The sequence below is a fragment of the Bacteroidales bacterium genome (genome assembly GCA_022647615.1).
GTDB lineage: Bacteria > Bacteroidota > Bacteroidia > Bacteroidales > UBA932 > Egerieousia.
Genome location: JALCKZ010000001.1, coordinates 1,748,650 through 1,775,197 on the forward strand (window position 1 = coordinate 1,748,650; position 26,548 = coordinate 1,775,197).

Consider the following 26,548-nt stretch of genomic DNA (forward strand, 5'->3'; position numbering starts at 1 on the left):
TCCCGACAGATTATACAACTTTTTTTGTTGTACCTGCATTAAACTCAACACCTTTGAAGGTGCCTCGCACTTCATCTACAAGCTTCTTAAACAAGGCTTTACCTGTTTCTCTATCCAGCTTGTTCCATCTCTCAACAAGTTTCCCCTTTACAAGAAAAGCAAGAATCACGTTAATGTCAAAAAAGTCAAAAGCTGTGAATTCATTAATCTTGTTCCACTTGAATTCATCCAGCTTTCTCTCTTTCTCTAAAATGTCCGTGTTGTGAAAAATGGTTTCAATGTTCTGGATTTCAGATGAGTCCAGCGTAACAGATGCTCCCTCTTCCTCTTTATAACCTCCTTGTTCATCAGAAGGAAGAAGAACAGAATATTTTTTTACAAGGTCATCTTGATTAACATCCTCTCCTTTAAATAACTTGCCGGCCAGGAAAGATACTTTGATGTTCCTGATAATGCGGTCAAGCCTAAAGAAGCGTTTGATAAAGAGACTCTTGCTCTCCTCCGCTTTAACATAGAACTCCCCGGAAAGCGAATTTTCATCAAATCCGCTCTCCAGGAATTCTATAAGTTTTTGGTCATCTGCGGAGCATTGCTTGTAGATTTCCTCCCTTACAGCCGAGTAATTAAACAAATTGTTCTCTCCGCCAGGCGCAAGTTCAGGCAATCCTCCGATTATGTAATAGTAATTATTCACCAAACAGAAGTTTTTTGGTCTTTGGTCTCAAGTAATCAGAGATGATATTCTCAAAAGATTTATCTGTAAAGCTTATGTAATACCCGCTCCCTTTTGGACCAACTTTAAAACCGTTCTCAACGTTCTTGTCATAAGAAACATTGAGTCCTTCATTGCAGCATTTTGCAAGTTCACCCTTGACAAAAGTATCCATCTCCTGCTTCTTGCTTTCAGGCAAAATTAAATCAAGAGAAGAATTTGCTTTGGAAGCAGGATTAAATGCTGAAACAACAGTTTTGATAATAGACTGAAGGAACTCCTTCTCATTCAAACCTTTGGCAATAGGTTCAGAAATGCTCCTGGCCGTAATTGCCTGCTCTATTTTCTGACGTACAGCTGCAAGTGCCTGAATAGAAGCCATTTTGATATCTCCATCCGCCTTCTTTTTTAAATCGTCACATTCTCTGCGGGCCTTAAGTGTAAGGGCATCAGCCTCTTCACGCGCCTCTGCGACAATTTTTGCAGCCTCCTGTCTGGCTTTGGCCAGCATTTCGTCTGCATCCTTTTTACCTTTGGACAAACCCTCTTTGTATAGCTTGTCCGTCAGTTCCTGCAATTTGTCTTGCATTTTTGTGTTATTTTAAATTTCTCTATTTCAAATAATTACTATCGGGATTAAAATACTATCCCAAGAAGCTCAGCAGAATACCTGCCGCAACTGCGCTGCCTATAACTCCCGCAACGTTAGGACCCATTGCATGCATAAGCAGGTAATTGGTTGGGTCATACTGCTGTCCAATCATCTGAGATACACGTGCGGAATCCGGTACTGCAGATACGCCGGCATTTCCGATAAGAGGGTTAAGCTTGTTGCCTTCTTTTAAGAATAAGTTGATAATCTTGCAGAACATAACGCCGCCGAATGTTGCAAAAATGAATGACATTGCGCCTAGTCCGAAAATCATAACTGACTTCATCTGCAAGAACTTATCTGCCTGTGTAGAGCAACCTACGGTCAGACCTATAAGGATAACAACTATATCATTAAGAGGACCTCTTGCTGTCTCCGCAAGTCTTCTTGTAACGCCGCTCTCTTTAAGTAAGTTTCCAAAGAACAACATTCCCAGCAATGGAATACCTGACGGAACCAAAAATGCGGTCAGCAAAAATCCTATGATAGGGAACATAATCTTCTCCTGCTGCTGAACAGGTCTTGGAGGTCTCATTCTTATTAATCTCTCTTTGTTAGTTGTAAGCGCCTTCATGATAGGTGGCTGGATAACAGGCACCAAAGCCATGTAAGAATATGCGGATACAGAAATTGCACCAACCAAATCAGGAGCTAATTTACCTGACAGGAATATTGCGGTAGGGCCATCAGCACCTCCGATAATTCCAATAGCGCCGGCCTCTGCGGGAGTAAATCCAAGAAGCAATGCTCCAATGTATGCTGCAAAAATTCCAAGCTGAGCCGCAGCTCCAACCAACAACAATTTAGGATTGGAAATAAGCGCGGAGAAATCTGTCATTGCGCCGATTCCCAAAAATATCAACGGAGGATAGAAACCTTTCTTAACACCTAGATATAAGATGTTTAGCACGGAGCCGTCCTCATATATACCAACTTGCATTCCGGGGAACAAAGGGATATTTCCCACAATCATTCCAAATCCGATAGGGATTAGAAGCAGAGGTTCCCAGTTCTTTTTAATTGCCAGATAGATAAAAAGCAATCCGACCACTATCATAATCAGGTGCCCCCATGTGCAGTTGGCAAAACCTGTATACTGGACGAACAGTTTTAAATTGGCAACGATGTTTGATTCTAAAATCATAATCTTCTATTTATTAGCCGATTACTGCTATTACATCACCCTCAAGCACAGAATCGCTCTTGTTAACTTTCAATTCTTTAATTGTTCCGTCGCAAGTAGCCTCAATTACATTCTCCATCTTCATGGCCTCAAGAACAACAATCTTTTGTCCTTTCTTAACAGCCTGTCCCTCTTTAACTGCAACTTCCAGAATTACACCCGGAAGCGGAGTTGTAACCTTTGTTCCGCCGGCTGCGCTTTCTACTGCCGGCTTATCTATAACAACACCTGATTTTCCGGGAGTTGTCTTGCGCGCAAATTTGACGGGAGCGGCAGCCTTCTTAATAGGCTTGTCAAACTCAACTTTAAAAGGAGTCCCGTTAACTTCCACATTAGCAGCATTCTCATCAGTTTCATCTACTGAAACTGCATAATCATTGCCGTTAATTTTTAATTTATATTCTTTCATAAAATTCTTTTTTATCTCATTAATTATTATCCCGACAGTTAACTTCTCCTTACTGTGGGTGTTTGTTTTAACAGGTAAACTTTTTCTCCCCATGGAGAATATCTTCTTGATTCATTCTGAATTGTAACAATATTGCTCTCTTCATCATGAATTTCAGACTCTTGCATGTACAAGTGACAGGCCATTGCAATTGCTGCAAAAACCTCTGCGCTAGGTACATCTGTTTCATCAATTTTTTTACCTTTTTCCGGTGCTGCAATACCTTTAGCAGCCGCCTCTTTTTTCTTGGCATTTTTGATAGAGTTCTTTCCTACCTGCTTAAAGCTCAAGTAAAGAACTATAAGTCCAAGGAATACGACTGACATTGCAGTAACTGAAAGTATCCATCCGTCAGGGTCCATTTTCCACATTTTCTGAGATTTGGATACAACAGGATCTGTTGAATTAGTTGTCCCCGGAGTAGGGTATTTAAGAATCTCTAAACCTCCGTTGGAAGGTATTTTTTTATCTACTGATGTTTTTCTGATAGAAGCCTGATTCCATGCATAAGGCATGTGCAATCCTTCACCGTCATGAATTCTTCCATAGGATTTGCCTGCCGGTAACTGCGGAATAGTAATTACATCAACAAGTTGCTTCCTGTCGGGAGCATAGATATATAACTTCTTTACATTATCAAGGGTAAAATTCATGTGGAAAGGGCCTTTGGTTGTGTCTCCATCTGCATACAACATAAAGAATTGTCTGTATGGTATTTGTGTAGAGACATTGCCCTTTGGAATCATGAAAATGTGAGCCGGTTTGGGTCCGTTTTCTTTAATTTCCTGGTCAGTAATAAAGAAACCCGCGACGTCAACCAAGCCGTAAGCAGAATTATATAATTCTACCCATCCGCTGTTATCTCCACCAACATTTGTTGTATCCACTTTGTTTGATGTAAGTACTTCATTGATTCTTATATCAATAGCACTTTGAGCAAACAAATATGGCGAGATTAACAGAGCGCCGGCTAATATTATGAATTTGAAATAACTCTTCATTATTCTAGAAATTATAGAGGAAGGTTATCGTGCTTCTTAGCCGGATTAGTAACTCTCTTTGTAGCAAGCTGCTGCAAAGCTCTGATGATTCTGAATCTTGTATTGCGAGGCTCAATTACATCATCAATATAGCCGTATTTAGCTGCATTGTAAGGGTTTGCAAAAGCGTCTCTGTATTCTTTCTCCTTTTGTGCTGCAAATGCTTTTGGATCTTTTTCCTCTTTAAGCTCTTTGCCGTACAGAATTTCAATTGCTCCGCTAGGACCCATAACTGCAATCTCAGCAGAAGGCCATGCATAGTTGATATCGCCTCTCAGATGTTTGCTGCTCATGACGCAATATGCTCCGCCATAGGCTTTTCTAAGAACGATAGTAATTTTTGGAACAGTTGCTTCTCCATAAGCGTAAAGAAGTTTTGCGCCGTGAAGAATAATTCCGTTGTACTCTTGCTGAGTGCCTGGAAGGAATCCCGGAACATCTTCCAAAGTAACCAATGGAATATTGAACGCATCGCAGAAGCGGACAAATCTTGCTGCCTTTCTACTTGAATTTGAGTCCAATACGCCGGCAAGAACTGCAGGCTGATTGGCAACAATTCCAACTGCTACTCCGTCAAATCTTGCAAAACCTGTGATTATATTTCTTGCATAATCCTTATGAACCTCCAAGAATTTTCTGTCATCAACTATGGACGCAATGACTGCATACATATCATATGGCTTGTTTGGATTATCAGGAATTATCTCATTTAGAACATCGTCTTTTCTGTCTATTGGGTCATCTGTCGGGACCTCAGGAGTTGTCTCCAAATTATTCTGAGGCAAATATGAAAGCAGTTCTCTTATTGTCTCAATTCCCTCATCTTCAGTCTCTACTGCAAATTGAGCAACACCGCTCTTGCTTGCGTGAACACTTGAGCCTCCAAGCTGCTCTTGTGTAACATCCTCACCTAGAACTGATTTAACAACTTTAGGTCCTGTCAGAAACATATAGCTTCCCTTGACCATTACGTTGAAGTCTGTTAGTGCAGGAGAGTAAACCGCGCCGCCTGCGCACGGGCCAAAAATAGCTGATATCTGCGGAACTACACCGCTTGCAAGAATATTTCTCTGGAAAATTTCTGTGTATCCTGCAAGAGCGTTGACACCCTCTTGAATACGTGCTCCGCCTGAGTCATTAATGCCAATGACAGGGGCTCCGACTTTCATAGCCATGTCCATTACCTTGCAAATCTTCTGTGCAAAAGTTTCTGACAGTGAACCTCCAAAAACTGTAAAGTCCTGTGCAAAAACGTATACCAGACGTCCGCTGATTGTACCGTAACCTGTTACCACACCATCACCAAGAAATGTGCTTTTCTCCATTCCAAAGTTTGTGCAGCGGTGAGTGACAAACATGTCAAACTCTTCAAAGCTGCCCTCGTCAAGGAGCATGTTAATTCTTTCACGTGCAGTGTACTTACCTTTTTTGTGCTGAGAATCAATCCTTGCTTGACCTCCGCCCAAGCGCGCTTTCTCTCTGAGAGCGATAAGCGCCTTTACTTCTTCTAGCTGCTGACTCATATATCTTTTATTTATTATTTTTTATTTGGTTTCTCGCAAATTTCTGTAAGGACTCCAAGAGTAGATTTTGGATGAAGAAAAGCAATGTTAAGTCCTTCAGCACCTGGTCTTGGGGTTTGATCTATTAATCTGACTCCTTTAGCCTTAAGCTCATCAAGACATGTTTGAACACTTGGAGTTGCAAATGCAATATGATGAATTCCTTCTCCTCTCTTCTCAATAAATTTAGCAATAGTGCCTTCTGGATCAGTGCTTTCCAAAAGCTCTAGTTTTGTTTGTCCGATTTTAAAAAATGCTGTTTTAACTTTTTGGTCTTTAACCTCTTCCACAGAGTAGCATTTAAGACCGAGCATTTTCTCATAGTAGGGAATGGCCTCATCAAGAGATTTGACCGCTATGCCCAAATGTTCAATATGTGTTAATTCCATAATAAGATCTTTGTTTATTGTTATAAAAATTCAGGTTTGTTCAAAAAATAATTACTCATTTTAATGAAAGGCAAATTTAAGAAATATTATACCTTTGTCAAACTTTGAAAGGGATAGATTTTACTTTAAGTTGTTAACATTAAATCAACCACATAAAGGGAGAAGATGCCGTTTTATGAACGGTTAATGCCAATAAAGTATGAAATTGAAATTTTATAATTATTATTTGCTGATACTCTGGAGGTTAGTGTTAGCGTATATTCTTTATTCACTTTGCAGGATACTATTCATAGCCTGCAATTACTCTTTAATTGAAGATCCTTCTTTCTCTCAGATAATGAGAATGATGGGTGGCGGATTAAGATTTGATACTACAGCCATACTTTACACGAACATTCTCTATATTTTCCTGGCTCTGCTGCCAATTCCTTATGTCAAAAGGCCAAAGTTCCAGAGTATTCTTAAATGGCTGTATGTAACCGTAAACTTCCTGGCGGTTGCTGTTAATCTTGCTGATACGGCTTACTTCAGATTCTCTTTCCGCCGCACCTCAATGACATTTTTCTCCGAGTTTACGGGCGGGGTGAAAATTGGGAAAATACTGGCGGAAAGTGTTGGAATGTATTGGTACCTGTTTCTTTTGGGCTTAATTTTCCTTGGCGTATTAATATGGTTGTCCGGAACTTATGGAAAAGAATGCAGACCGCTTTATAGCTCAACAATAGGCCGTGAAGTTAAATACTATAATGCAACAGATTATGGTCCAAAGTTTTATATCAAGCAGGTTATAGCTCTTATTATTACATTACCCATTTTCATTATTGGAGTCCGCGGCGGTGCAACAAGAACTACAAGGCCTATAACGCTCAGCAATGCAGGGCAATATGTAGAACGTTCTACTCAAACCGCGGCTGTTCTAAATACGCCGTTTTGCCTTATCAGAACTATAGGGAAGGGGAAATATACCAGACAAAATTTTTATAAAGATTACGCAGAGGCGGGAAAATACTACGCTCCGCTTCATTCATATACTATCGGGAGCCCGATAAATACTGATGCTCTTAATATTACGGCTGCTACTCCATCCAAAATGAATGTTATGGTTATTATTCTGGAGAGTTTTGGAGCGGAGAATATGGACTTTCTGAATCCAACTCTGGATAAGCCGTTTACGCCATTTTTGGATTCTTTGAGCAGAGAGGGAATTCTGTGCACCAACGCATTTGCCAACGGCAGAAAATCCATTGATGCCGTTCCTTCCGTACTCGCCTCTATTCCAAGCCTTTTGACTCCATTTATCGTTACCCCATATTCTAATGACAGAATCCACGGACTTCCATATATACTTGATTCTCTTGGATATTATACTGCATTTTTTCATGGTGCTCCTGATAACTCTATGGGAATTAAGGCGGTAACTCATTTGTGCGGAGTGCAGAATTATTATGGAAAGACGGAGTTCAATGATGATTCTCAATTTGACGGGGCTTGGGGAATTTGGGATGAGCCTTTCCTTCAGTTCGTCGGAAGAACAATGAGCACGTTTAAGGAGCCGTTTTTTACAGGTGTATTTACCGTCTCTTCTCATCATCCGTTTAAGGTTCCTGCAAAATATGAAAAGATTTTGCCTGCAGGCAAGACACCGTTGTTAAAGCCTGTGGCTTATACAGATATGGCGTTGCGTAAATTCTTTGCGTATGCGTCAAAGCAGCCTTGGTTTAAGAGAACAATTTTTGTTTTATCGGCGGACCACGGTACGTTTTGGAAGAATGCTCCGCAGTTTGCAAATCCAATTGGGAATACCAGAATACCTATCATATATTACGCGCCGGGGTATATTAAACCTCAACGCTACACAGCTATTACTCAGCAGATTGATGTGATGCCTACAATTCTGGAGATGATAGGGTACAAGGGGGAGTTTTTTGGTTTTGGCAACAGTATAATTAGCGAGCGTCAAAGGACAAGGTTTGCTATTAATTTCACGACAGATGAATTTCAAATGGTTAGGGGTGAGGGAGATACGTTGCTTGTGCGCAATGATAAGGGGCTTACTGCCGTATATATTTTATCTAAGGATCCAACATTGCAGCATAATTTGCTTGCGCCCGGCAGTGTCAGCGAGGGCACAAAGCCGGCAGCCGGACCGCATTATGGGCATGAGGCTAATCCGGGGATTCGTGATGCGGCGTGCCTGCACAGGCAGGATGAGTTTTTCAAGGCTGTCATCCAACAATATGTTAATCGCCTGATTGATAACCGTGTTCACTAAGGCGAAGATTTGTTATGCCTTGCTCTTGCCTACGGTTTCTTAACGGCTCATTGCTTAGGCTAAACGCAGCAATTTCGCCTAAAACCTTATGGCTTCGAGCAAGTCATAACTGCATCTTTGCATCATGAAAAAGTGTTAATTCCTTAATTTTTATTGCAAATGACTTGCAAATAAAAAATGGAACAAAAAAGGCCGCAAGTTTTTGCGGCCTTTCTGTTTAATACCGGGCTGATTACTCCTCTTCATCCATATCGGACAAATCAAGCAAATGGTAAACGTTCTGCACATCCTCATCCTCCTCTATCTTATCAATAAGCTTGATATTCTCTTCCATCTGCTCCTTAGGCAGTTTCTTTAATTCAACTGTCGGGATTCTCTCAAATCCGCCGCTTACAAGCTCATACTTATGGTCATCCAAATATTTTTGAATTGTACCAAATGATTTGTATCCGCCGTATATATTAATGTAAGTGTTTACGTTACCGTCCTTATCCTCTTCCTCAGCCTTGAATACCTCATCAGCTCCGCAGTCAATAAGCTCTAGTTCAAGCTCATCCATGTCTATAGGTTTCTCCGCATTGTCCTTAATTTTGAATACACATTTGTGGTCAAACATAAAATCAACGCTGCCGGAAGTTTGAAGTGTTCCGCCGAATTTTGTGAAGTAGCTTCTGATGTTTGCTACCGTACGGGTAGGGTTATCTGTTGCGGTCTCTATAAGGATTGCTATGCCGTGAGGCCCATATCCTTCATATACAACCTCTTTGTAATCCTGCTGGTCCTTTTCAGCCGCACGTTTGATGGCTCTGTCAATGTTATCCTTTGGCATGTTTTCAGTCTTTGCAGTCTGAATAATAGCACGCAAGGTTGGATTGAAGTTGGGATCTCCGCCGCCGTTTTTAGCTGCAATAGTTATCTCTTTTCCAAGACGAGTGAACACGCGGGCCATGTGTCCCCATCTCTTAAATTTTCTCTCTTTTCTGAATTCAAATGCTCTTCCCATAAAATTCTGTGTACTAATGAATTGTAACTGCTAATAAAAACAAGCCACCTCTTTTGATACAAGTCTTGTTTTACTTTGCAAGGTCAATTTCTGTCTGTAATCTTGATATGTATTTCTCTATCTCGTAACCCTCCGGAGAGTTAGGATATTCATATTTAATCTTCTGATACATAGCCAGAGCGTCATCCTTCTTGTTGAGAACTTCATAGCTTGTTGCTGCCTTCATCAAATATGCAGCAGAGAAGATATTATCACTGATATCAGCCGCTTTCTTAAAGTAGTCAATGGCAGTCTTATTATCACCTTTATTTACATAAGCATCTCCTATGCAAGCAGTTGCACGTCCAAGCATTATCTTGTCCTTGCCGTTATACTTCTTAAGATAGCTTATAGCCTTATCATAATTGCCAAGCTGGAATTCGCAGATTCCGGCATACATATAGATTGCCTCGCCGGCCTTGCTGCCATATTGCTTGGCTACTTTGGCAAAGCCCAGGGCGTTGCCGTCTCCGTTAAGAGCAAGGTTAAAAGAGTCCAGCCTGAAATAGCGTTCTGCTACAAACATCTGGTTTTGAGCCTCTTTCTGTCTCGGTACAACTATAAAGTAATGATATGACGCAATCAATGCGGCAGCAACAATTACTCCGCCAATGACATACATCATCAGCTTTTTATACTTTTCGAAAAAAAGTTCGGTCTTTGTTAAGGCTTCTCCAACGTTTGCATTTGCATCTTGCTGAGCCTTTAGATTCTTGTTTTTATTAGACATAATCCTCTATTTTTTATGCAGGGTGCAAATTTACAACATTTTGCCAAACGCCAAAATGGAAAATGCTTTTTTTAAGTGAATTTTGATAACTTTGTAAGCGTTAACGGCAGGATATGTTTCTAGATAGGATATTAGTCACAAATTTTAAGAATATTGCCTCTGCAGATTTGGCGTTCTCAAAGAAAATCAATTGTATAAGCGGCAACAACGGGGAGGGCAAGACTAACCTCCTGGATGCAATCTATTATCTCTCAATGACTAAGAGCTTTTTTCATTTTCCCGACAGTTTTTCAATTCTGCACGGTGCCGCCTCTGCTGCAATTAACGGAACCTATTCAATGGATGACGGGACAGAGAATAAAATAAGCATAGGTCTTGTTGGCAAGAAGCAGCAGAAGGATGATTCCGGTAATTTGGAGGAGAAAATCCTAAAGCGCAATGACAAAGCCTATAAGAAAATGTCTGAGCACATAGGCCTTTTGCCAATTGTCATGGTGTCTCCGTCTGACGTTGCTCTTGTAAATTCAAGCGGGGAGGAGAGGAGAAAATTTGTGAATGCGCTGCTGTCACAGGTTGATAAAGAATACCTTTCAAAGATTCAGAATTATTACAGGCTGCTTGCCCAAAGGAACAAACTGCTTAAGAGCGACTCCTGTCAGTCAGACTTGCTGGAGACATTGGACTTCCAGATGGATGAGAATGCTACTTATATATATAATAAGCGCAAAGAGCTTTGCAAGAATCTGTCGGGACCTGTAACTGAATTCTACAAAAAGCTCAGCGGCGGCAAAGAAGAGGTGCGGCTGAGATACATTTCCGATATGGATAAGTGCGGTTTTAAAGAGCTGATGGAGAAGTATTTGGAAAGAGATAAAATTTTCAAGTTCACGACGGCAGGAATACACAAGGATGATGTTGCATTTGAAATAAGCGAGACTCTTGAGCCGCAGCAATCTCCTGATTTGCCGTCAAATGAGACTCCGTACTATCCCATCAAGAGGTGCGGAAGCCAGGGGCAGCAGAAGTGTTTTTTAATAGCGTTAAAGCTTGCGCAGTTCTCCATTATGAAGGAACTTAACCGTGGCATAGCTCCTGTTTTGCTTTTGGATGATGTCTTTGATAAGCTTGATATGCAGAGAGTTGAGTACTTGCTTGGGCTTGTTGCCGGAGATTCTTTTGGACAAATTTTTATTACCGACAGCAATAAAGTCAGAATGGGAAAACTTGTCCGCAGCATGGGAAGCGAGTGCAGCGAATTTGAAGTGAGCGGCGGTGCCGTTACCGGAATAAAGGCAAAATAATTGCGCTGCTAATTATTTAATTGATAATAAGATATAGAATATATGCCGTCAAAGAAGAGGATAGAAAAAGCGATGACAATTGGTAGCATGATATCTTCATACTTGGAACAGAATGGAATGCTAAAGAGCGGTTTGCTCTCCGGCAGAGTGCTTTCCAGCTGGGACAAGGCGCTTGGCGGAAGTGTTGCGCGGGCCACGATGGACAAACATTTTTCTAATGGAACCCTTTATGTTACAATGAGTTCATCAATTGTGAGAAATGTGCTGCTGCAGGACAAGGAGTCAATAGTTAAGAGGATTAATGAAGAGGCCGGCGGGGAATATGTAAAGAAACTTGTTCTTAAATAGAGTCTATGAGCAAACCTGCAATCATAATAGATGACGCAATCCCTTTTATAAGAGGAGTCTTTGAACCTTACGCAAATGTCTGCTACTCAAAGGGGAGCGATTTTAGTCCTAAAAATGCGGATATCCTGATTACCAGGACCCGTACAAAATGCAATGCATCTTTGCTGGACAACACTCACGTAAAAATGATTGCAACGGCCACAATCGGGACAGACCATATAGATTTGGATTACTGCAAGTTGCACGGAATTAAAGTTGTGAGCGCTCCCGGCTGCAACAGCGGCGGAGTCATGCAATATGTTTATACCGCGTTATTTGCGCTTGCAGAAAAGTACAATATAAATTTGTATCCGGATAGGCCGCTTACTATTGGTGTGATTGGAGTTGGGCACGTTGGAACAAAAGTGGCCGCTCTTGGCGAGCATCTGGGATTCAGAGTATTGCGCAATGACCCTCCTAAGGAGGCGGCGCAAGCGGGGCTTGGAAAAAAGTATTTTTCTTTGGATTACCTGCTTAAAAATTCTGATGTTGTAACCTTGCATGTTCCTTTGGATGAGAGTACCAGAGAGATGGCTAATGAAGAATTTTTCTCAAAAATGAAGTCCGGCGCTATTTTCTTTAATACCTGCAGAGGTGGCGTAATGAGCAACAACGCTTTGCTTAATGCGTTGGATGTTAATAATATAAATGGTTCTGAGAACGGGAGCGGAAAGCTGCGTGCGGCCGTAATTGATACATGGAATAGCGAGCCTGGCATAAGCATAGATTTGCTGCAGGCTGTTGCAATTGCAACTCCTCACATTGCCGGTTATTCCTATGAAGGGAAGGTTAACGGCACTACGGCAGTTGTTCGTAAAGTGGCTGATTTCCTGAATATTCCGGAATTAAAAAAATATACTGTCGGGAATATAAAAGATATGGATGGGATTAGAACGGAGAGTACGCCTCACATAAATTTTGCAGGCTTGAGCCAAAGTGAAATTGCAGAGAAACTGCTGCGAATTTTCCCGATTTGGGATTTGGATTCAAAGCTGCGTTCTCATCCGGAAAATTTTGAAAAATTAAGAAGCAACTATGAATACAGACGCGAATTTTCATATTAAAGAGTTGAAAACCAGGGGAATATCAACAACCCAGTTTGAAAGTTCTATTGAGAGATTTAAGAAAGGTTTTCCTTTTGTAAAGATTTTGGAGGCTGCGACTCCAAAGACAACGGAAGAACATCCTGTTAACGGCGGCATTAAAGTAATTACTGAGGAGGAAAAAGTTAGAGCGCTAAAAAATGCATTTGGGCTTAACGCTACAGTTTGCAAATTTGTTCCGGCAAGCGGCGCCGCAAGCAGAATGTTTAAGGACGTGTTTGCTGCAAAAGAAGAAATTGACAGGGCCTCTGAAAATGGCTGTAATAAGCTCAGCGTAAAAACGTTGGAGACAATTGACAATCTAAAAAAGAACTGGAAAAAGTTCCCTTTTGAACTGAATGTTAAAGGTGCGGCTACAGGAGAAAAAATCATCCATGCAATGATTGATGAGGATGCTTTGAACCTTGGAGCATATCCAAAAGGACTGATTCCTTTTCATAAATATGCAAAAAATGGGACGAGTTTTGTCCGCACGCCGTTTGAAGAGCATCTTGTTGAAGGAGCGTTGTATGCACGTGATATTAAGGGTAATGTGAGAATAATATTCACGGTTTCTCCAGAACATGTAGAGAAATTTAAAGAGTTGTTTGAGAGGGTTCGCGACAGTTATGAAAAGGGGTATTCCAGTAAGTATAATTTAATGTTCACTTTGCAATCTGCTGCTACTGATATTGTTGCTGTTGATAAGGATAATAAGCCTTTTGTGAAGGAAGACGGAACTTTGCTGTTCCGTCCTGGAGGACACGGGGCATTGCTTAGGAATCTTAATGATGTTGATGCAGATTATATTTTTGTAAAGAATATTGATAATGTTGTAAAAGAGACATTTATAAAGCAAACTGAAATTTGGAAAAAGATTTTGCTTGGCCGCGCGGTGGAACTTCACAATAAATGCGGTCTTGTAATTTTGAATTTGGTTGAATCTTTAAATGTTTTCGGGAAGTATGCAAAGCTTGGCAAAGAAGATTTAAAAATTCCACAACTAGCTAAGAATAAGGAGATTGCAAGACAAGAATTTGAGAAGGCAATAAGAGATGCGCGGAATTTTCTAAATGATGAATTTTGCGTTGTGCTCCCGGAAATTGAAGAGCAGTCAAAGCTAGTTCAGATGTTGCTGACAAAGCTTAATCGCCCAATCAGGGTTTGCGGAATGGTTAAAAATGAGGGAGAACCTGGGGGAGGCCCGTTTATTGTTATGGATGCAGATGGTTCAACTTCCCTTCAAATTCTGGAAGGACCGCAGATAGACAAGTCTGATCCTAAGGCAGTTGCGGCTCTTAAACATTCTACTCATTTTAATCCCGTAGATATTGTCTGCTCCGTTAAAAACTTTGCCGGCAACAAATTTAACCTGATGGATTTCACAGATCCTAATTCCGGTTTGATTTCAGAAAAGAGTTACAAAGGAACGGTTATCAAGGCGCAGGAGCTGCCCGGCTTGTGGAATGGTTCTATGAGCAATTGGAATACGCAATTCATTGAGACTCCGTTAATTACTTTCAATCCTGTCAAGACCGTTTTTGACCTTCTCCGCAAGGAACATCAGTAGTTAAAGCACAGTCTGCTATGCAGACTGTGCAGCAATGCGCTACAAAGCAGCGCATTGCCTTGTGGTTTACGCGGCTACCGCCGCGAGGATACACTGGCGCTACGCGCCAGGCCTTCGGCTTATTATCATTACTTGAAGATTATTACATGCAGAAATCTATAAGCGAAGCAGCGCAGCTGCAAGCCGCGCCGGAGGCGCGTGCCTCCTTCGCGCACGGAGTGCGCTTAACCACTAAATTTTGCGGCGCTTTGTGCCGCAAAATAAAGCGTTGGCCTGTGGGAAGTCATTTGCAGAGCGAAACACTGCAAATGACCTGCAAAAAAAATCCCGGCAGAGAACTGTCGGGATTTAAAATGATTGCTAAAAAACAATTACCAGCCAAGAATATGCGCAAACATCAAAGGCGCTACAATTGTAGCATCTGACTCTACGATAAACTTAGGGCAGGTAGGGGAAAGCTTACCCCATGTAATCTTCTCATTAGGAACGGCTCCGGAGTATGAACCATAAGAGGTTGTGGAGTCTGATATCTGGCAGAAATATTGCCACAAAGAGACATCCTTCCAAGCCAAATCCTGGGACATCATTGGTACACAGCAAATTGGGAAGTCGCCTGCAGTACCGCCGCCAATCTGGAAGAATCCTGTTCCGCGGCTTCCTTTAGGGTTGTTCTTCTGATACCAGTCAACAAGATGCATCATGGTTTCAATACCGCCCTTTACAAGGTTAGTCTTGAATTCTCCTCTGATACAGTGTGCTGTGAAGATGTTTCCTGTTGTACAATCTTCCCATGCAGGGATAATAATAGGGATGTTCTTCTCGCAAGCTGCTAGTACCCAGCTGTCTTTAGGGTCTATCTCATAGTACTGCTTAAGCACTCCGCTGCGGATAACCTTGTACATGAACTCATAAGGGAACAAACGCTCGCCTTTTGCTGCAGAATCTTTCCATGCATCAACAAGATGTTTTTCCAATCTTCTGAAAGCTTCCTCCTCAGGAATGCAAGTATCAGTTACTCTGTTCATATGGTTATCAAGAAGTTCCTGCTCCATATCCGGAGTAAGATCTCTATAATAAGGAACTCTCTTGTAGTGCGTATGCGCAACAAGATTCATAATATCCTCCTCCATATTATTTGCTGAACAGCAAACAATTGCGAATTTGTCTTGGCGAATCATCTCTGCTAGAGATAGTCCAAGCTCCGCGGTACTCATTGCACCTGCCATAGCAAGCATCATCTTACCGCCCTCTGCCAGAAGCTTTTCGTAAGCTACTGAGGCATCCACCAAGGTTGCAGAATTGAAGTGGCGATAGTGGTGTTCTATAAACTGTGAAATAGGTCCTTTACTCATGATTTTATTTTTTTAAGTATTAAAATGTTCTCTGTTTTTTACGCTCGCAAAATTATCAAATTTTAGTTAGATTTGCACGTATTTTTTAAGGGACTTTATTTTTAGGTCCCGATGGTTTACTAACTTACTTAATAATGATCACAAAACAAGCAATTACAGCCTTCAGGAGCATCCACACACCTTTCTATTATTATGACATAGAATTGCTTAAAAAGACCCTGGACATCTACACTTCCTACATTAAAAAATTTAACTACAATGCTCACTACGCCGTAAAGGCAAATGCGGAACCAAAAATTCTGCGTACTATTCAGAAAGCGGGACTTGGAGCCGATTGTGTAAGCGGCAATGAAGTTTCACTTGCAGTAAAAAGCGGATTTTCTCCAAATAAAATTGTTTATGCCGGAGTAGGAAAATCTGATAAAGAAATTAAGACAGCCCTTAAAGCCGGAATCTTTGGATTCAATTGTGAATCAGTACCTGAGATAAAGGTAATCAATGACCTTGCTGCCGGAATGGGGAAGGTTGCAAGAATCTCTTTAAGAGTAAATCCTGATATTGACGCGCATACTCACAAGTATATTTCCACCGGGAGAAAAGAGGATAAATTTGGTGTAAGTCCTTGGGAGTTCCAGGCCGTTGCTGATGAATTGAGAAATTTTAAAAATATTAAAATGATTGGTCTGCATTTTCATGTAGGCTCGCAAATTACTGACATGAGCGTATTTCCAATGCTGTGCAGAATGATTGAGCAGTTGCAGAAATGGTTCATAGACCATGATATTAAGATTGAGAATTTGAATCTTGGTGGCGGACTTGGAGTTGATTATGAGAACCCTACAAAGAATCCAATTGCAAACTTCAAAGATTATTTTGAACTGATACATAAGAACCTGATTGTACGTCCGGGACAGAAAGTACATTTTGAGCCGGGCCGCGCAATTGTTGCTCAATGCGGAGATTTGATTTCCAGAGTTTTATACGTTAAGATAGGACAGAAGATGAAGTTTGTGATTCTTGACGCCGGAATGAATGACCTTATTAGACCAGCTCTATATCAGGCTGTTCATGCAATTGACAATTTAACTTCTGATAAGAAGCCTTTGAAATATGACGTGGTCGGACCTGTTTGCGAGAGCAGCGATAAATTTGCGCATGCAATCTTATTGCCTGAGACTCAGAGAGGTGACTTGTTTGCAATTCATACTGCCGGAGCTTATGGCCAGGTAATGGCTATGAAGTACAACCAAAGAGATTTGGCCAAGGCTTATTATTCAGATGAAATTTTAAAAAAGTAGAAAATTTTTTCTCCCGACAGATAAGCTGTCGGGAGTATAATATTAATTATTAGCAGTTTACAGAAATGTTTGAAAACCTCATAGACAGATTGGAGACCTCCTTTAAAATGTTAAAAGGAGAGGGGAAGATTACGGAGATTAATATATCGGAGACGCTTAAGGAAGTGCGGAGAGCTTTGCTGGACGCCGATGTTAGCTACAAAGTTGCCAAGAGCTTCTGCGATGATGTTAAGAATGTGGCTATAGGACAGAATGTTATAAAGTCCGTTAAGCCAAACCAGATGATGATTAAGATTGTCCATGATGAACTTGCCAAGCTTATGGGAAGCGAGGCAAAGGACATTAATATTAAGGGCAATCCGGGCATTGTTTTGGTGAGCGGTCTTCAGGGTTCCGGTAAAACTACTTTCTGTGCAAAACTTGCTAATTATTGCAAGAATAAAAGAGGTCAAAAAGTTATGCTTGTAGCGGGTGATGTTTATCGTCCAGCTGCAATTGACCAGTTGAAGGTGCTTGCGCAATCCATTGATGTACCGGTATATACGGAGGAGGGCGTGCAGGATCCCGTGAAGATAGGAAAGCATGCTTTAAAGGTTGCGGAAGACGGACAATATAATGTTGTAATTGTAGATACCGCCGGACGTCTTGCTGTTGACAAACAGATGATGGATGAGATTGGTTCTTTGAAGAAAGAGCTGAAACCAACTGAAACCCTGTTTGTTGTGGATTCAATGACAGGACAAGACGCCGTGGAGACCGCAAAGGCATTTAATGATGTTCTTGATTTTGACGGAGTTGTGCTGACTAAGCTGGATGGCGATACCAGAGGCGGTGCTGCGCTTTCAATTAAAGCCGTAGTTAATAAACCTATTAAATTCATAAGTTCCGGAGAAAAACTTGAAACTTTGGATGTGTTTCACCCTCAAAGAATTGCAGATAGAATTCTTGGAATGGGCGATGTTGTGACTTTGGTTGAGAAGGCTCAGGAGCAGATGGATGAGGAGGAGGCCCGCAAGCTCAAAAAGAAATTCATAAAGGACCAATTTACCTTTAATGACTTCTACAAGCAGATTCAGCAAATCAAGAAGATGGGCAACATCAAAGATTTGGCAAGTATGATTCCGGGTGTGGGAAAGGCAATTAAAGATGTTGATATTGACAACAATTCTTTCAAGGGAGTTGAGGCTATCATTCAGTCAATGACCCCGTTTGAGAGGGAGAACCCTGAGGTTCTGAATGGCAGCAGAAGGCAAAGACTTGCAAGCGGCAGCGGCACTTCCATTGTAGAAGTTAACCGTCTTATCAAACAATTTGAACAGACCCGCAAAGTGATGAAAAATGTTGCAGGTGGCGGAGCTGCAGGCATGAGAAAGAGAATGGCCGCCATGCAGCAGATGCAAAACGCAAGCAAACATTAATTAAAGCGCAGAATATCTATCAAAATAGCTAGAATAACTGTCGCGACAGAAAATATAATAATATGGAATACAAGATATTAGACGGAAAGGCAACCTCTGCGGCAATTAAAGCAAGGCTTGCCGAAAAAGTAAAAGAGATTGTTGCACGCGGAGGCAAGCGCCCTCATCTGACAGCTATTCTAGTTGGCAGTGACGGAGCCAGTATGACTTATGTTGCCAACAAAGAGAAATCATGCAAGGAGATTGGCTTTGAGTCTGATGTTCTGAGACTTCCGGAGAGTACAACGGAAGAGGAGCTTCTTAAATTAGTAGAGAAAATTAATAAAGACGATTCTGTAGATGGTTTGATTTGCCAGCTTCCTCTTCCAAAACATATTGATTCACAAAAGATTATTGAGGCCATCTCTCCTCTTAAAGGACGTTGACGGATTCCATCCTGTATCTGCGGGAAAGATGATGCTTGGACTTCCAACATTCTTGCCTGCAACTCCTTATGGTATTATGACGCTTCTTAAGGAGTATAAAATTCCTACCAGAGGCAAGTACTGCGTTGTGCTTGGGCGCAGCAATATTGTGGGACGTCCGATGGCAAATTTGCTTTCACAAAAAGGTGAGCCTGGTGATTGCACCGTTACAGTTTGTCATAGTAAAACACCTAATATAGAGGAATTTACAAAGAAGGCTGATATTATTGTTGTTGCACTTGGCGTGCCGGCTTTCTTAAAGGGTGACATGGTAAAAGAGGGTGCTGTTGTTATAGATGTTGGCATTACGCGTATTCCAGACTCCTCAAAAAAGAGCGGTTTCCGTTTGCAGGGAGATGTTGATTTTGAGAGCGTTGCACCAAAATGTTCATATATAACTCCTGTTCCGGGCGGAGTTGGTCCAATGACAATTGTTTCTTTAATGGAGAATACTATCAAGGCGGCTTCCTGCAAATAATGAGTGTTACAAACGTTAACGTATACAAGATAGCTGACTATTATGTTGCGATTCATTGTCAAGAAGATGATGAGTTATGGGACAATATACCTCAGTACGAACCTTTTCAACTGAATCCTTATGTCAATCAGGGAGAACTTGCAAAAGCTTATGCCTCTGATAAATTCATTTTTAATATAAAGCCTGTAAAAGCGGCTGAAAATTCTGCCCCAAAAATTCCTTCAGAAAAATACAAAGTAACGACTATTGTACAGGATGGCTGGAGCATGGATGTTTACAAAAACATAAATTACTTTTTTGTATTCCACTCAGATTTTGACAAAAACGGATGGTGTACCCTGAATTTCTCAGAGAGCAATATAGAAGATATAGAAGGCTATTTGTTTACATCTTGCTGCTCATTGTCTATGAGGATGTTATGCTTTAACAATGCAATGATGCTCCTGTGCTCATACTTTGGCGCGCAGGATGGAATCTTATTATTTCACTCTTCTGTAGTTGTCAAAGATGATAAAGGTTATATGTTTCTTGGCAAGAGCGGAACAGGCAAAAGCACTCATAGCAAACTGTGGCTCAATAATATAGAAGGTACATCTCTTTTAAATGATGATAATCCAGCGGTGCGAATATTCCCGGACGGAACAGTGAAGGTATACGGCTCTCCATGGAGCGGAAAAACTTCATGTTATAAAAATTTCGGTGTTCCTGTTGCAGGCTGCGTAAGGCTTTGGCAGGCTTCTGAAACTAAAATCAAAAAGCTCTCGACTGTAGAGGCTTATGCCGCCTTGTTCCCGACAGTTTCATTCATGAAATGGGAAAAGGAAATTGCTGATAATGTAAGCAAGTCACTAAATGTGTTTATAGAAAAAGTGCCTGTGTACAGCTTGTGGAACCGTCCGGAAAAAGAAGCGGCGCTGTTAGTGTACAATACCATTAATAAGATTATTCCTCCTCCGGAACCTAAAAAGAAGGTTGTTCCAAATGAAATACTTTTGGATGAGGTAAAAGACCTTATCAATGAGGGACATCCTGTGATAATTAAGGTTAGGGGAAACAGCATGTTACCATTTATAATTGGAGACAAGGATAGCGTAAGACTTATATATAAAGCGAGTTATAAAGTTGGTGATATAGTCCTTGCAGAAGTGTCAAAAGGACATTACGTCTTACATAGAATATTTTCTATGTTCGGCAATAGGGTGACCCTTATGGGAGACGGGAATATTAATATTTATGAGCACTGTAAAATTAGTGATATTGTTGCAGGCGTAGATGTTATATATCATAACGGTGTAGAAAAAAGTCCTTATAAAAAATTTACTGAAACTAAGGTCCAGGTATGGAAAAAGATGCATCCGATACGTCGTTGGCTTCTTGCAGTTTACCGTCGCACTTTGTATAAGTTTCAAAAGAAATAGTCTTATCTTTGACAAAATAACTGTCGGGATTATGAAAATTAAAAAAGGTTTTACTCTACGCAAAATTGGAAATGATGATGTGGTAGTGCCTGAAGGGCTGGAAGTTGTGGATTTTAATAAAATGGTGACGCTCAATTCTACTGCCTCTTTCCTTTGGCGCTCTTTGGAGGGGAAAGAGTTTGATGTAGAAGACGCTGCAGTTCTTCTTGTTGGTGAATACGATGTTGAAATGGAGACCGCTCTGGCAGATTGCATAGAGTTGTTTGAACAGTGGAAACAGGCCGGAATCATAGAATAAGGCATTATGCCTCCTGGATGTGGAATGCCTCTAAAGGTATCCGCGGAAGGTTGTGCATCAATGGTTTGCTGGGACTTATCGGAGTTGCGGCAGGTCTTGCTTTTATATATTACAGCAAGGTCTTAATAGATTTGGCTACTCAGGATAAAAGCGTATCAAATAAGACATTGTATCTGTACGGGGCTGTGCTTGTGGTTCTTATATTGCTGGAAATTTTTACGGATATTTATTCTTCATGGCTTGGACGGCAAACGGAAATAAAGATGAAGAATAGAACACGCCGTTCTATTTTCGGGCACCTTATGAATTCCAGCTGGGACGGAGATGAAAAATTCCACAGCGGAGATATGCTTAACAGATTAGAGGAAGATGTAAGGGTAATTACCGATACGCTCTGCAACTCTTTTACTTCTGCGATAGTTACTATAGTTCAGCTGATTGCAGCCTTTGTCTTTCTTGCAATGATGAGTCCTAAGCTGGCGATTACCATTCTTTTGATTATGCCTTTGTTCCTCATTTTCAGCAAATTCTACGTAAAGAGGATGAGGAGGATGACCTCTGATATTCGTTCTACGGATAGCAAAGTGCAGAGCATTTTACAGGAGAGTCTCCAGCATAAAATAGTAATTCAAAGTATGGAGCAGAGCGGAAAAATGGGGCAGAATCTTGAGGGAGAGCAAGATACGCTATACGGACAAACAATGAAGCGGACTCGTTTTAGCCTTTCTGCAAAGTCATTGGTAGCGCTCGGTTTTGTAGCCGGTTACATGGTTGCCTTTTTGTGGGGAATAATAAATCTTCATGAAGGAGCAATTACGTTTGGCATTATGGCCGCCTTCCTTCAGCTGGTCGGACAAATCCAACGTCCGACGGTTGATCTTGCAAGACAAATTCCTGTCTTTGTCAGCGCTTCCACTTCAATTGACAGACTTGCTGAGCTTGAGGCAGTTCCGGAGGAGGAGAGCAAAGTTTCAGAAAGACTTAAAGGAATTGCCGGAGTTCGCATGAACAATGTTTCTTTCCGCTATTCTGACGGAGATAGATTTATTTTTAAAAATTTCTCACATGATTTTGTCCCCGGCAGCCGGACTGCTGTAGTTGGAGAAACCGGTGCGGGCAAGAGCACAATGATACGCCTTATGCTCTCTCTTTTGCATCCTCAGGAAGGGGAAATTATTCTTTATAATCGCGACGGAGATTCCATTAAATCAGATGTTTCCGGCCGCTGCAATTTTGTCTATGTACCGCAGGGCAACAGCCTTTTGAGCGGAACAATAAGAGATAATCTTTTGCTTGGAGATTCAGAAGCCACTGACCAACAGATGTATGCTGCATTGCATGAGTCTGCCGCTGATTTTGTAAAAGAACTTCCGCAGGGATTAGATTCTAGGTGCGGAGAACTTGGCGCAGGGCTTAGCGAGGGTCAGGCTCAGCGCGTTGCAATTGCGCGCGGACTTTTGCGCAAGGGAAGCATAATGTTGCTGGATGAGTTCAGCTCTTCCCTGGATGCAGAAACAGAAAAGACGCTTATTCAGCGTCTTCTTGATAATCAAAGAAATAAGACCATGATATTTATAACCCATCGTGATCTTATTCTGCAATATTGCTCAAATGTTGTAAAAATAACGCCGTAATATTCAATATCACGGCGTATTATTTAGTACTACATTAATTTTTTATTTGTCTTCTTGTTCCAGATTTCCAAAGCTTTGGGCGTTGCAGGACAAACTCTTACGCACTTTCCGCATCCTATGCAAAGGTCATCGTTGATTGCAGGAATCTTCAGCTTTTTGTTCTTTGGATTTGCAACCATTGTGATTGCTTTTTTAGGGCAAACTTCAGCGCATTTTCCGCAGCTCTCTTTTTTAACGTTTACATTGCAATTCTTTGAGACGTAAACGGCCTTGTTAGGTGATGCAGGTCTGGCTCCTGGACCTGCGGGATGATTTTGAGGTTCTTGAGGATCCTGTGGCTCAGCATTTTGCGCAATCCTTTCCGCAGCGCTGACTTTGCGTTCAAATCCGTCTACCAACATTGCGGCGGCTAAAGCTCCCGCTGCAATCAGCATTTTTCTTCTTCCTTTGTTAATTTCACTCATAGTATCTGTAAATATTATTAATTGTCGCTATAGCGTTTTCAACTTTTGCTTGAATCTTATGTGCAAAAATCGTGCGTAAAAATATGCAATCTATCTCTCTTTGCACCATATTTTTTGTAATTTTGAATTATTAAAGAGAAGCAATGAATCTGTTCAAGCGCGTATTCAGATTTTATTATGATGGCTTTAAGAGCATGAATGTTGGAAAAACATTGTGGCTCATAATATTAATAAAGGTTGTTGTAATTTTCTGCGTGCTTAGAATCTTCTTCTTTAAGCCTGCGCTGCGCAACTATAAAACTCCTCAGGCGAAAGCGGAAAAGGTAATTGAAAATCTGACCTCACCAAAAAATTAATGAGGGTAAAAAACTGTCGGGATAGAAATAATAATAATAACTTAAACTTATATAGATATGCTTTTAACACAGGGACTTGTAACGGCATCAAGGCTTCAGTTCGGACTGACTGCTTTGTATCACTGGCTCTTTGTTCCTCTTACTCTTGGACTTGGATTCTTGCTGGCGATTATGGAGACCAAGTATGTCATCTCCAAGGATGAGTTTTGGAAAAAGACTACTCAATTTTGGAGCAGAATTTTTGCAATAAATTTTGCATGCGGAGTTGCCACCGGAATCATTCTTGAGTTTGAATTTGGAACAAATTGGAGTAATTACTCTTGGTTTGTGGGGGATATTTTTGGCGCCCCTTTAGCTATTGAAGGCATCTTTGCTTTCTTTATGGAGAGCACTTTCTTTGCCGTAATGTATTTTGGCTGGGAGAGGGTAAGCAAGAAATTTCATCTTGTCTCTACTTGGCTAACTGCTTGCGGCGCAGCAATTTCCGCCTTGTGGATTTTGGCTGCAAATGCATGGATGCAGTATCCTGCCGGAATGCAGTTTAATCCTGCAACCGCACGCAGCGAGATGGTAAACTTCTGGGCCGTAGCTTTTTCTCCTGTTGCATTGAATAAATTTTCACATTCCATTACTTTTGGTTTTGTGCTTGGAAGCATTGTGGTAATTGGTATAAGCAGCTGGTATTTGCTTAGAAACAGAGAACAAAAATTTGCCCGCAGCAGCATCAAGTATGCCTCTGTTTTTGGCCTGATAGCTTGCGTTTTACTATGCACTTCCGGCCACAAATCTGCAGTTACAGTCTCCAGATATCAGCCTATGAAACTTGCGGCAATGGAGGGGCTGTATAACGGACAAAAAGGAACGCCTCTAGTTGGAATAGGAATTCTGAATCCAAATAAAAAATGGAATAATTCAGAGAAACCTTATTTGTTTAATATCTCTATTCCAAAAGGACTGTCCATTCTTGCAAACGGCAGCGCAAATAGTTTTGTACCAGGTATTTCAGATATTATTAATGGAGGCTATGATTATGTGGCTCCCGACGGTTCAGTTAAAGTTGCAGAGCCTTTTGCTCAGAAAGCTTTGAAAGGAAGATATGCTATCAAAGCGCTGGAAGTTTATAATCAAATAAAGGACCAGACGGAGAGAGGTGCGGACGGACAGAAATATTTGGATCAGGCAAAGGAGGTTTTTGATGAGAACTTCTCTGACTTTGGTTACGGCTACATGAAGAATCCTCAGGAGAGCATTCCTCCTGTTGCTGCTACTTTTTATTCATTCAGAGTTATGGTATGTTTGGCTGCATACTTCTTGTTGTTCTTGATTATCAGTTTGTTTATGTCTAAAAAAGACGGTCTCGCATGGAATTATAAGGATGGTGCAAAAAGATGGGATTTGGAAAAAAATAAGTGGTTCCTTGTTATTGCAATCATCACCGTTCCGCTTGCATATATTTGCGGAGAGTGCGGATGGGTTGTTGCAGAAATTGGAAGGCAGCCTTGGACAATTCAGGATTTGCTTCCTGTAAATGCCGCCGTATCAGGCATTTCTGCAAGCAACGTTTATACGACATTTATAATATTCCTTGTCTTGTTTACAACACTTCTGGTTGCAGAGCTTAGGATAATTTTTAACCAGATAGCCAAGGGACCTGATGGCATCAAATGGTGAACAAAGATTGACTGAAAGTTTAATATTTGATTATTAGAGGATTATAATTATGACAACATATCATTTTTTACAATTATACTGGTGGGCGATAGTATCTCTTCTTGGTGCTTTGCTTGTATTCCTTCTTTTTGTCCAGGGCGGACAGACATTACTTTACGGAACGGCAAAAAATGAGAATCAGAGAAATATTTTGCTGACCATATTCGGACATAAATGGGAGATTACATATACAACTCTCATTACTTTTGGAGGTGCCGCATTTGCCTCATTTCCACTGTTTTATTCAACAAGTTTTGGCGGTGCGTACTGGCTGTGGATTTTTATTCTTCTTGTATTTGTGGTACAGGCCTTCTCTTATGAATTCAGAAATAAGGAACATAATCTTTTAGGCAAAAGAACTTATGACGGGCTGCTGATGATTAATGGCTGGCTTGGAACAATTCTCCTTGGAGTTGCTGTCGGGAGCTTCCTTACAGGCGGAAATTTTAACGTGGATAAAATGAACATAACCATACAATCATCCAATGTAATTTCTTATTGGACAAATGATTGGAAAGGTCTGGAACTTATTATGAATCCGGTAAATATCTTGCTTGGCGTTACCGTTTTATTTGCAGCGCGCGTGCTTGCTCTCCTTTATACGGTAAATCAGTGCAGAAGAATAGGGGGAGATGATGCCATGCAGCTTGCGGAAAGAGCCGGCGTTCAGCTGAAGATAAGTGCAATAGGTTTTCTGGTTTTGTTTGTAGTCTTTGTCTATGATTTATTCATGATGAACGGCTATAAAGTTAACGTTGCAAATGCAGTTAATGTAGTTGGAGGCCAGCCTGGTTCAAGCGGAACCATTGTTCCAGAAGCGCATGCGTATCTTCATAATATGCTGCAAGTTCCATGGATTTTGGTTTTGCTTTTAATTGGTGTGGTAATGGTGCTTGCAGGACTTGCAGGTGCTTTGTTCTGCAACAACGGAAGGTGCGCGCTATGCAAAAAATGCGGGATAAATCCTGACTCTCAATGTCCGTTTAATAAGCACGCATTTTATGTAGTAGGATTTGGCGTTGTGCTTGCAGTTTGGGCAATTTTATTGAGCGCCGGATTCAACGATACGGCCTATTACCCATCTCTTTATGATTCGCAAACATCTCTTACCCTTTATAATAGCTCATCCAGTTTTTACACTCTTAAAGTGATGGCGTATGTCTCTATAGCTGTGCCGTTTGTAGTATGGTACATTGCTTATGTGTGGAGCAAGATGAATGCTAAAAAGGGAGATAAAAGTGATTATTAACAGTAAAATGTAGTTGCAAAACAGCATTTAGCACCTTAA

General features: G+C 41.0%; 24 protein-coding genes and 1 pseudogene. 14 read left to right on the forward strand and 11 right to left on the reverse strand.

The features are described 5' to 3' along the window. Positions 1-10: 10 nt before the first annotated feature. The 7 genes from LKM37_07585 to mce are packed head-to-tail and all read right to left on the reverse strand — an operon-like array spanning position 11 to position 5,986. A complete protein-coding gene (locus LKM37_07585) occupies positions 11-694 on the reverse strand; it encodes a DUF2764 domain-containing protein (GenBank protein ID MCI1720847.1) in 684 nt (227 codons plus the stop codon). Further along, positions 687-1,301, reverse strand: a complete 615-nt coding sequence (locus tag LKM37_07590) for a hypothetical protein (GenBank protein ID MCI1720848.1) — start codon at positions 1,299-1,301, stop codon at positions 687-689. Before LKM37_07590 ends, LKM37_07585 begins: the two co-directional genes overlap by 8 nt. Positions 1,302-1,356: 55 nt before the next feature. Beyond that, positions 1,357-2,508, reverse strand: a complete 1,152-nt coding sequence (locus LKM37_07595; GenBank protein MCI1720849.1) for a sodium ion-translocating decarboxylase subunit beta — start codon at positions 2,506-2,508, stop codon at positions 1,357-1,359. 13 nt (positions 2,509-2,521) lie between these two features. Next, positions 2,522-2,956, reverse strand: coding sequence for a biotin/lipoyl-binding protein (locus LKM37_07600; protein MCI1720850.1), 435 nt, complete (start codon positions 2,954-2,956; stop codon positions 2,522-2,524). A 38-nt stretch (positions 2,957-2,994) separates the two neighbouring features. Continuing rightward, entirely contained in the window at positions 2,995-3,996 is a 1,002-nt protein-coding gene (locus LKM37_07605) for an OadG family protein (GenBank protein ID MCI1720851.1), read from the reverse strand. An 11-nt stretch (positions 3,997-4,007) separates the two neighbouring features. Then, on the reverse strand, positions 4,008-5,558 hold the full coding sequence (locus LKM37_07610) for an acyl-CoA carboxylase subunit beta (protein ID MCI1720852.1): 1,551 nt from the start codon (positions 5,556-5,558) through the stop codon (positions 4,008-4,010). 14 nt (positions 5,559-5,572) lie between these two features. After that, on the reverse strand, positions 5,573-5,986 hold the full coding sequence (mce, locus tag LKM37_07615) for a methylmalonyl-CoA epimerase (GenBank protein ID MCI1720853.1): 414 nt from the start codon (positions 5,984-5,986) through the stop codon (positions 5,573-5,575). Positions 5,987-6,185: 199 nt separating this feature from the next. Here mce and LKM37_07620 point away from each other — a divergent pair, with 199 nt between their 5' ends. Continuing rightward, a complete protein-coding gene (locus tag LKM37_07620) occupies positions 6,186-8,258 on the forward strand; it encodes an LTA synthase family protein (protein MCI1720854.1) in 2,073 nt (690 codons plus the stop codon). A gap of 232 nt (positions 8,259-8,490) precedes the next feature. Here the strand turns inward: LKM37_07620 and LKM37_07625 are convergent, their stop codons facing one another. Both LKM37_07625 and LKM37_07630 read right to left on the reverse strand, forming a co-directional pair. Beyond that, positions 8,491-9,261, reverse strand: coding sequence for a YebC/PmpR family DNA-binding transcriptional regulator (locus LKM37_07625; GenBank protein ID MCI1720855.1), 771 nt, complete (start codon positions 9,259-9,261; stop codon positions 8,491-8,493). Between the two features lie 70 nt (positions 9,262-9,331). Further along, entirely contained in the window at positions 9,332-10,030 is a 699-nt protein-coding gene (locus tag LKM37_07630; GenBank protein MCI1720856.1) for a tetratricopeptide repeat protein, read from the reverse strand. Positions 10,031-10,143: 113 nt separating this feature from the next. Between LKM37_07630 and recF the strand changes: the two genes are divergently transcribed. Genes recF through LKM37_07650 form a run of 4 tightly spaced genes read left to right on the forward strand, consistent with a single transcriptional unit; the run spans position 10,144 to position 14,370 of the window. Beyond that, on the forward strand, positions 10,144-11,331 hold the full coding sequence (recF, locus tag LKM37_07635; GenBank protein ID MCI1720857.1) for a DNA replication and repair protein RecF: 1,188 nt from the start codon (positions 10,144-10,146) through the stop codon (positions 11,329-11,331). A 42-nt stretch (positions 11,332-11,373) separates the two neighbouring features. After that, positions 11,374-11,679: a DUF721 domain-containing protein gene (locus tag LKM37_07640; GenBank protein ID MCI1720858.1), complete on the forward strand. Its 306-nt coding sequence runs from the start codon at positions 11,374-11,376 to the stop codon at positions 11,677-11,679. Between the two features lie 5 nt (positions 11,680-11,684). Further along, on the forward strand, positions 11,685-12,782 hold the full coding sequence (locus LKM37_07645; GenBank protein MCI1720859.1) for a 4-phosphoerythronate dehydrogenase: 1,098 nt from the start codon (positions 11,685-11,687) through the stop codon (positions 12,780-12,782). Further along, a complete protein-coding gene (locus LKM37_07650) occupies positions 12,754-14,370 on the forward strand; it encodes a DUF4301 family protein (GenBank protein MCI1720860.1) in 1,617 nt (538 codons plus the stop codon). Before LKM37_07645 ends, LKM37_07650 begins: the two co-directional genes overlap by 29 nt. Positions 14,371-14,741: 371 nt before the next feature. On the opposite strand, the gene LKM37_07655 is transcribed toward LKM37_07650, so the two are convergent. Continuing rightward, the gene (locus LKM37_07655; protein MCI1720861.1) at positions 14,742-15,722 is read right to left on the reverse strand and encodes a deoxyhypusine synthase family protein; all 981 of its coding nucleotides are present in this window, start codon (positions 15,720-15,722) and stop codon (positions 14,742-14,744) included. A 134-nt stretch (positions 15,723-15,856) separates the two neighbouring features. On the opposite strand from LKM37_07655, the gene lysA reads away from it, so the two are divergent. From lysA to LKM37_07685, 6 genes and pseudogenes are all read left to right on the forward strand, one after another. Then, entirely contained in the window at positions 15,857-17,020 is a 1,164-nt protein-coding gene (gene lysA, locus LKM37_07660) for a diaminopimelate decarboxylase (GenBank protein MCI1720862.1), read from the forward strand. Positions 17,021-17,085: 65 nt separating this feature from the next. Beyond that, entirely contained in the window at positions 17,086-18,438 is a 1,353-nt protein-coding gene (gene ffh / locus LKM37_07665; protein ID MCI1720863.1) for a signal recognition particle protein, read from the forward strand. 62 nt (positions 18,439-18,500) lie between these two features. After that, a pseudogene (locus LKM37_07670) lies at positions 18,501-19,380 on the forward strand (bifunctional 5,10-methylene-tetrahydrofolate dehydrogenase/5,10-methylene-tetrahydrofolate cyclohydrolase). Then, complete coding sequence (locus LKM37_07675) at positions 19,380-20,798, forward strand: hypothetical protein (protein MCI1720864.1); 1,419 nt, start codon at positions 19,380-19,382, stop codon at positions 20,796-20,798. Before LKM37_07670 ends, LKM37_07675 begins: the two are co-directional and overlap by 1 nt. 31 nt (positions 20,799-20,829) lie before the next feature. Then, a complete protein-coding gene (locus tag LKM37_07680) occupies positions 20,830-21,096 on the forward strand; it encodes a PqqD family protein (protein MCI1720865.1) in 267 nt (88 codons plus the stop codon). Between the two features lie 17 nt (positions 21,097-21,113). Further along, a complete protein-coding gene (locus tag LKM37_07685; GenBank protein MCI1720866.1) occupies positions 21,114-22,730 on the forward strand; it encodes an ABC transporter ATP-binding protein/permease in 1,617 nt (538 codons plus the stop codon). A gap of 29 nt (positions 22,731-22,759) precedes the next feature. Here the strand turns inward: LKM37_07685 and LKM37_07690 are convergent, their stop codons facing one another. Continuing rightward, entirely contained in the window at positions 22,760-23,194 is a 435-nt protein-coding gene (locus LKM37_07690; GenBank protein ID MCI1720867.1) for a 4Fe-4S binding protein, read from the reverse strand. A 143-nt stretch (positions 23,195-23,337) separates the two neighbouring features. Between LKM37_07690 and LKM37_07695 the strand changes: the two genes are divergently transcribed. Genes LKM37_07695 through LKM37_07705 form a run of 3 tightly spaced genes read left to right on the forward strand, consistent with a single transcriptional unit; the run spans position 23,338 to position 26,509 of the window. Then, positions 23,338-23,550, forward strand: coding sequence for a DUF4492 domain-containing protein (locus tag LKM37_07695; GenBank protein ID MCI1720868.1), 213 nt, complete (start codon positions 23,338-23,340; stop codon positions 23,548-23,550). Between the two features lie 57 nt (positions 23,551-23,607). Continuing rightward, on the forward strand, positions 23,608-25,221 hold the full coding sequence (locus tag LKM37_07700; protein MCI1720869.1) for a cytochrome ubiquinol oxidase subunit I: 1,614 nt from the start codon (positions 23,608-23,610) through the stop codon (positions 25,219-25,221). 49 nt (positions 25,222-25,270) lie between these two features. Then, positions 25,271-26,509 (forward strand): cytochrome d ubiquinol oxidase subunit II, encoded by a 1,239-nt coding sequence (locus tag LKM37_07705; GenBank protein MCI1720870.1) that lies wholly within the window; start codon positions 25,271-25,273, stop codon positions 26,507-26,509. Positions 26,510-26,548: the final 39 nt, after the last annotated feature.

What these genes read in the sequence shown, in the direction of transcription:
- LKM37_07590 (MCI1720848.1), bottom strand. Translation starts at nt 1,301, where the DNA reads ATGCAAGACAAATTGCAGGAACTGACGGACAAGCTATACAAAGAGGGT.
- LKM37_07595 (MCI1720849.1), bottom strand. Translation starts at nt 2,508, where the DNA reads ATGATTTTAGAATCAAACATCGTTGCCAATTTAAAACTGTTCGTCCAG.
- LKM37_07600 (MCI1720850.1), bottom strand. Translation starts at nt 2,956, where the DNA reads ATGAAAGAATATAAATTAAAAATTAACGGCAATGATTATGCAGTTTCA.
- LKM37_07605 (MCI1720851.1), bottom strand. Translation starts at nt 3,996, where the DNA reads ATGAAGAGTTATTTCAAATTCATAATATTAGCCGGCGCTCTGTTAATC.
- LKM37_07610 (MCI1720852.1), bottom strand. Translation starts at nt 5,558, where the DNA reads ATGAGTCAGCAGCTAGAAGAAGTAAAGGCGCTTATCGCTCTCAGAGAG.
- mce (MCI1720853.1), bottom strand. Translation starts at nt 5,986, where the DNA reads ATGGAATTAACACATATTGAACATTTGGGCATAGCGGTCAAATCTCTT.
- LKM37_07620 (MCI1720854.1), top strand. Translation starts at nt 6,186, where the DNA reads ATGAAATTGAAATTTTATAATTATTATTTGCTGATACTCTGGAGGTTA.
- LKM37_07625 (MCI1720855.1), bottom strand. Translation starts at nt 9,261, where the DNA reads ATGGGAAGAGCATTTGAATTCAGAAAAGAGAGAAAATTTAAGAGATGG.
- LKM37_07630 (MCI1720856.1), bottom strand. Translation starts at nt 10,030, where the DNA reads ATGTCTAATAAAAACAAGAATCTAAAGGCTCAGCAAGATGCAAATGCA.
- recF (MCI1720857.1), top strand. Translation starts at nt 10,144, where the DNA reads ATGTTTCTAGATAGGATATTAGTCACAAATTTTAAGAATATTGCCTCT.
- LKM37_07640 (MCI1720858.1), top strand. Translation starts at nt 11,374, where the DNA reads ATGCCGTCAAAGAAGAGGATAGAAAAAGCGATGACAATTGGTAGCATG.
- LKM37_07645 (MCI1720859.1), top strand. Translation starts at nt 11,685, where the DNA reads ATGAGCAAACCTGCAATCATAATAGATGACGCAATCCCTTTTATAAGA.
- LKM37_07650 (MCI1720860.1), top strand. Translation starts at nt 12,754, where the DNA reads ATGAATACAGACGCGAATTTTCATATTAAAGAGTTGAAAACCAGGGGA.
- LKM37_07655 (MCI1720861.1), bottom strand. Translation starts at nt 15,722, where the DNA reads ATGAGTAAAGGACCTATTTCACAGTTTATAGAACACCACTATCGCCAC.
- lysA (MCI1720862.1), top strand. Translation starts at nt 15,857, where the DNA reads ATGATCACAAAACAAGCAATTACAGCCTTCAGGAGCATCCACACACCT.
- ffh (MCI1720863.1), top strand. Translation starts at nt 17,086, where the DNA reads ATGTTTGAAAACCTCATAGACAGATTGGAGACCTCCTTTAAAATGTTA.
- LKM37_07675 (MCI1720864.1), top strand. Translation starts at nt 19,380, where the DNA reads ATGAGTGTTACAAACGTTAACGTATACAAGATAGCTGACTATTATGTT.
- LKM37_07680 (MCI1720865.1), top strand. Translation starts at nt 20,830, where the DNA reads ATGAAAATTAAAAAAGGTTTTACTCTACGCAAAATTGGAAATGATGAT.
- LKM37_07685 (MCI1720866.1), top strand. Translation starts at nt 21,114, where the DNA reads ATGTGGAATGCCTCTAAAGGTATCCGCGGAAGGTTGTGCATCAATGGT.
- LKM37_07690 (MCI1720867.1), bottom strand. Translation starts at nt 23,194, where the DNA reads ATGAGTGAAATTAACAAAGGAAGAAGAAAAATGCTGATTGCAGCGGGA.
- LKM37_07695 (MCI1720868.1), top strand. Translation starts at nt 23,338, where the DNA reads ATGAATCTGTTCAAGCGCGTATTCAGATTTTATTATGATGGCTTTAAG.
- LKM37_07700 (MCI1720869.1), top strand. Translation starts at nt 23,608, where the DNA reads ATGCTTTTAACACAGGGACTTGTAACGGCATCAAGGCTTCAGTTCGGA.
- LKM37_07705 (MCI1720870.1), top strand. Translation starts at nt 25,271, where the DNA reads ATGACAACATATCATTTTTTACAATTATACTGGTGGGCGATAGTATCT.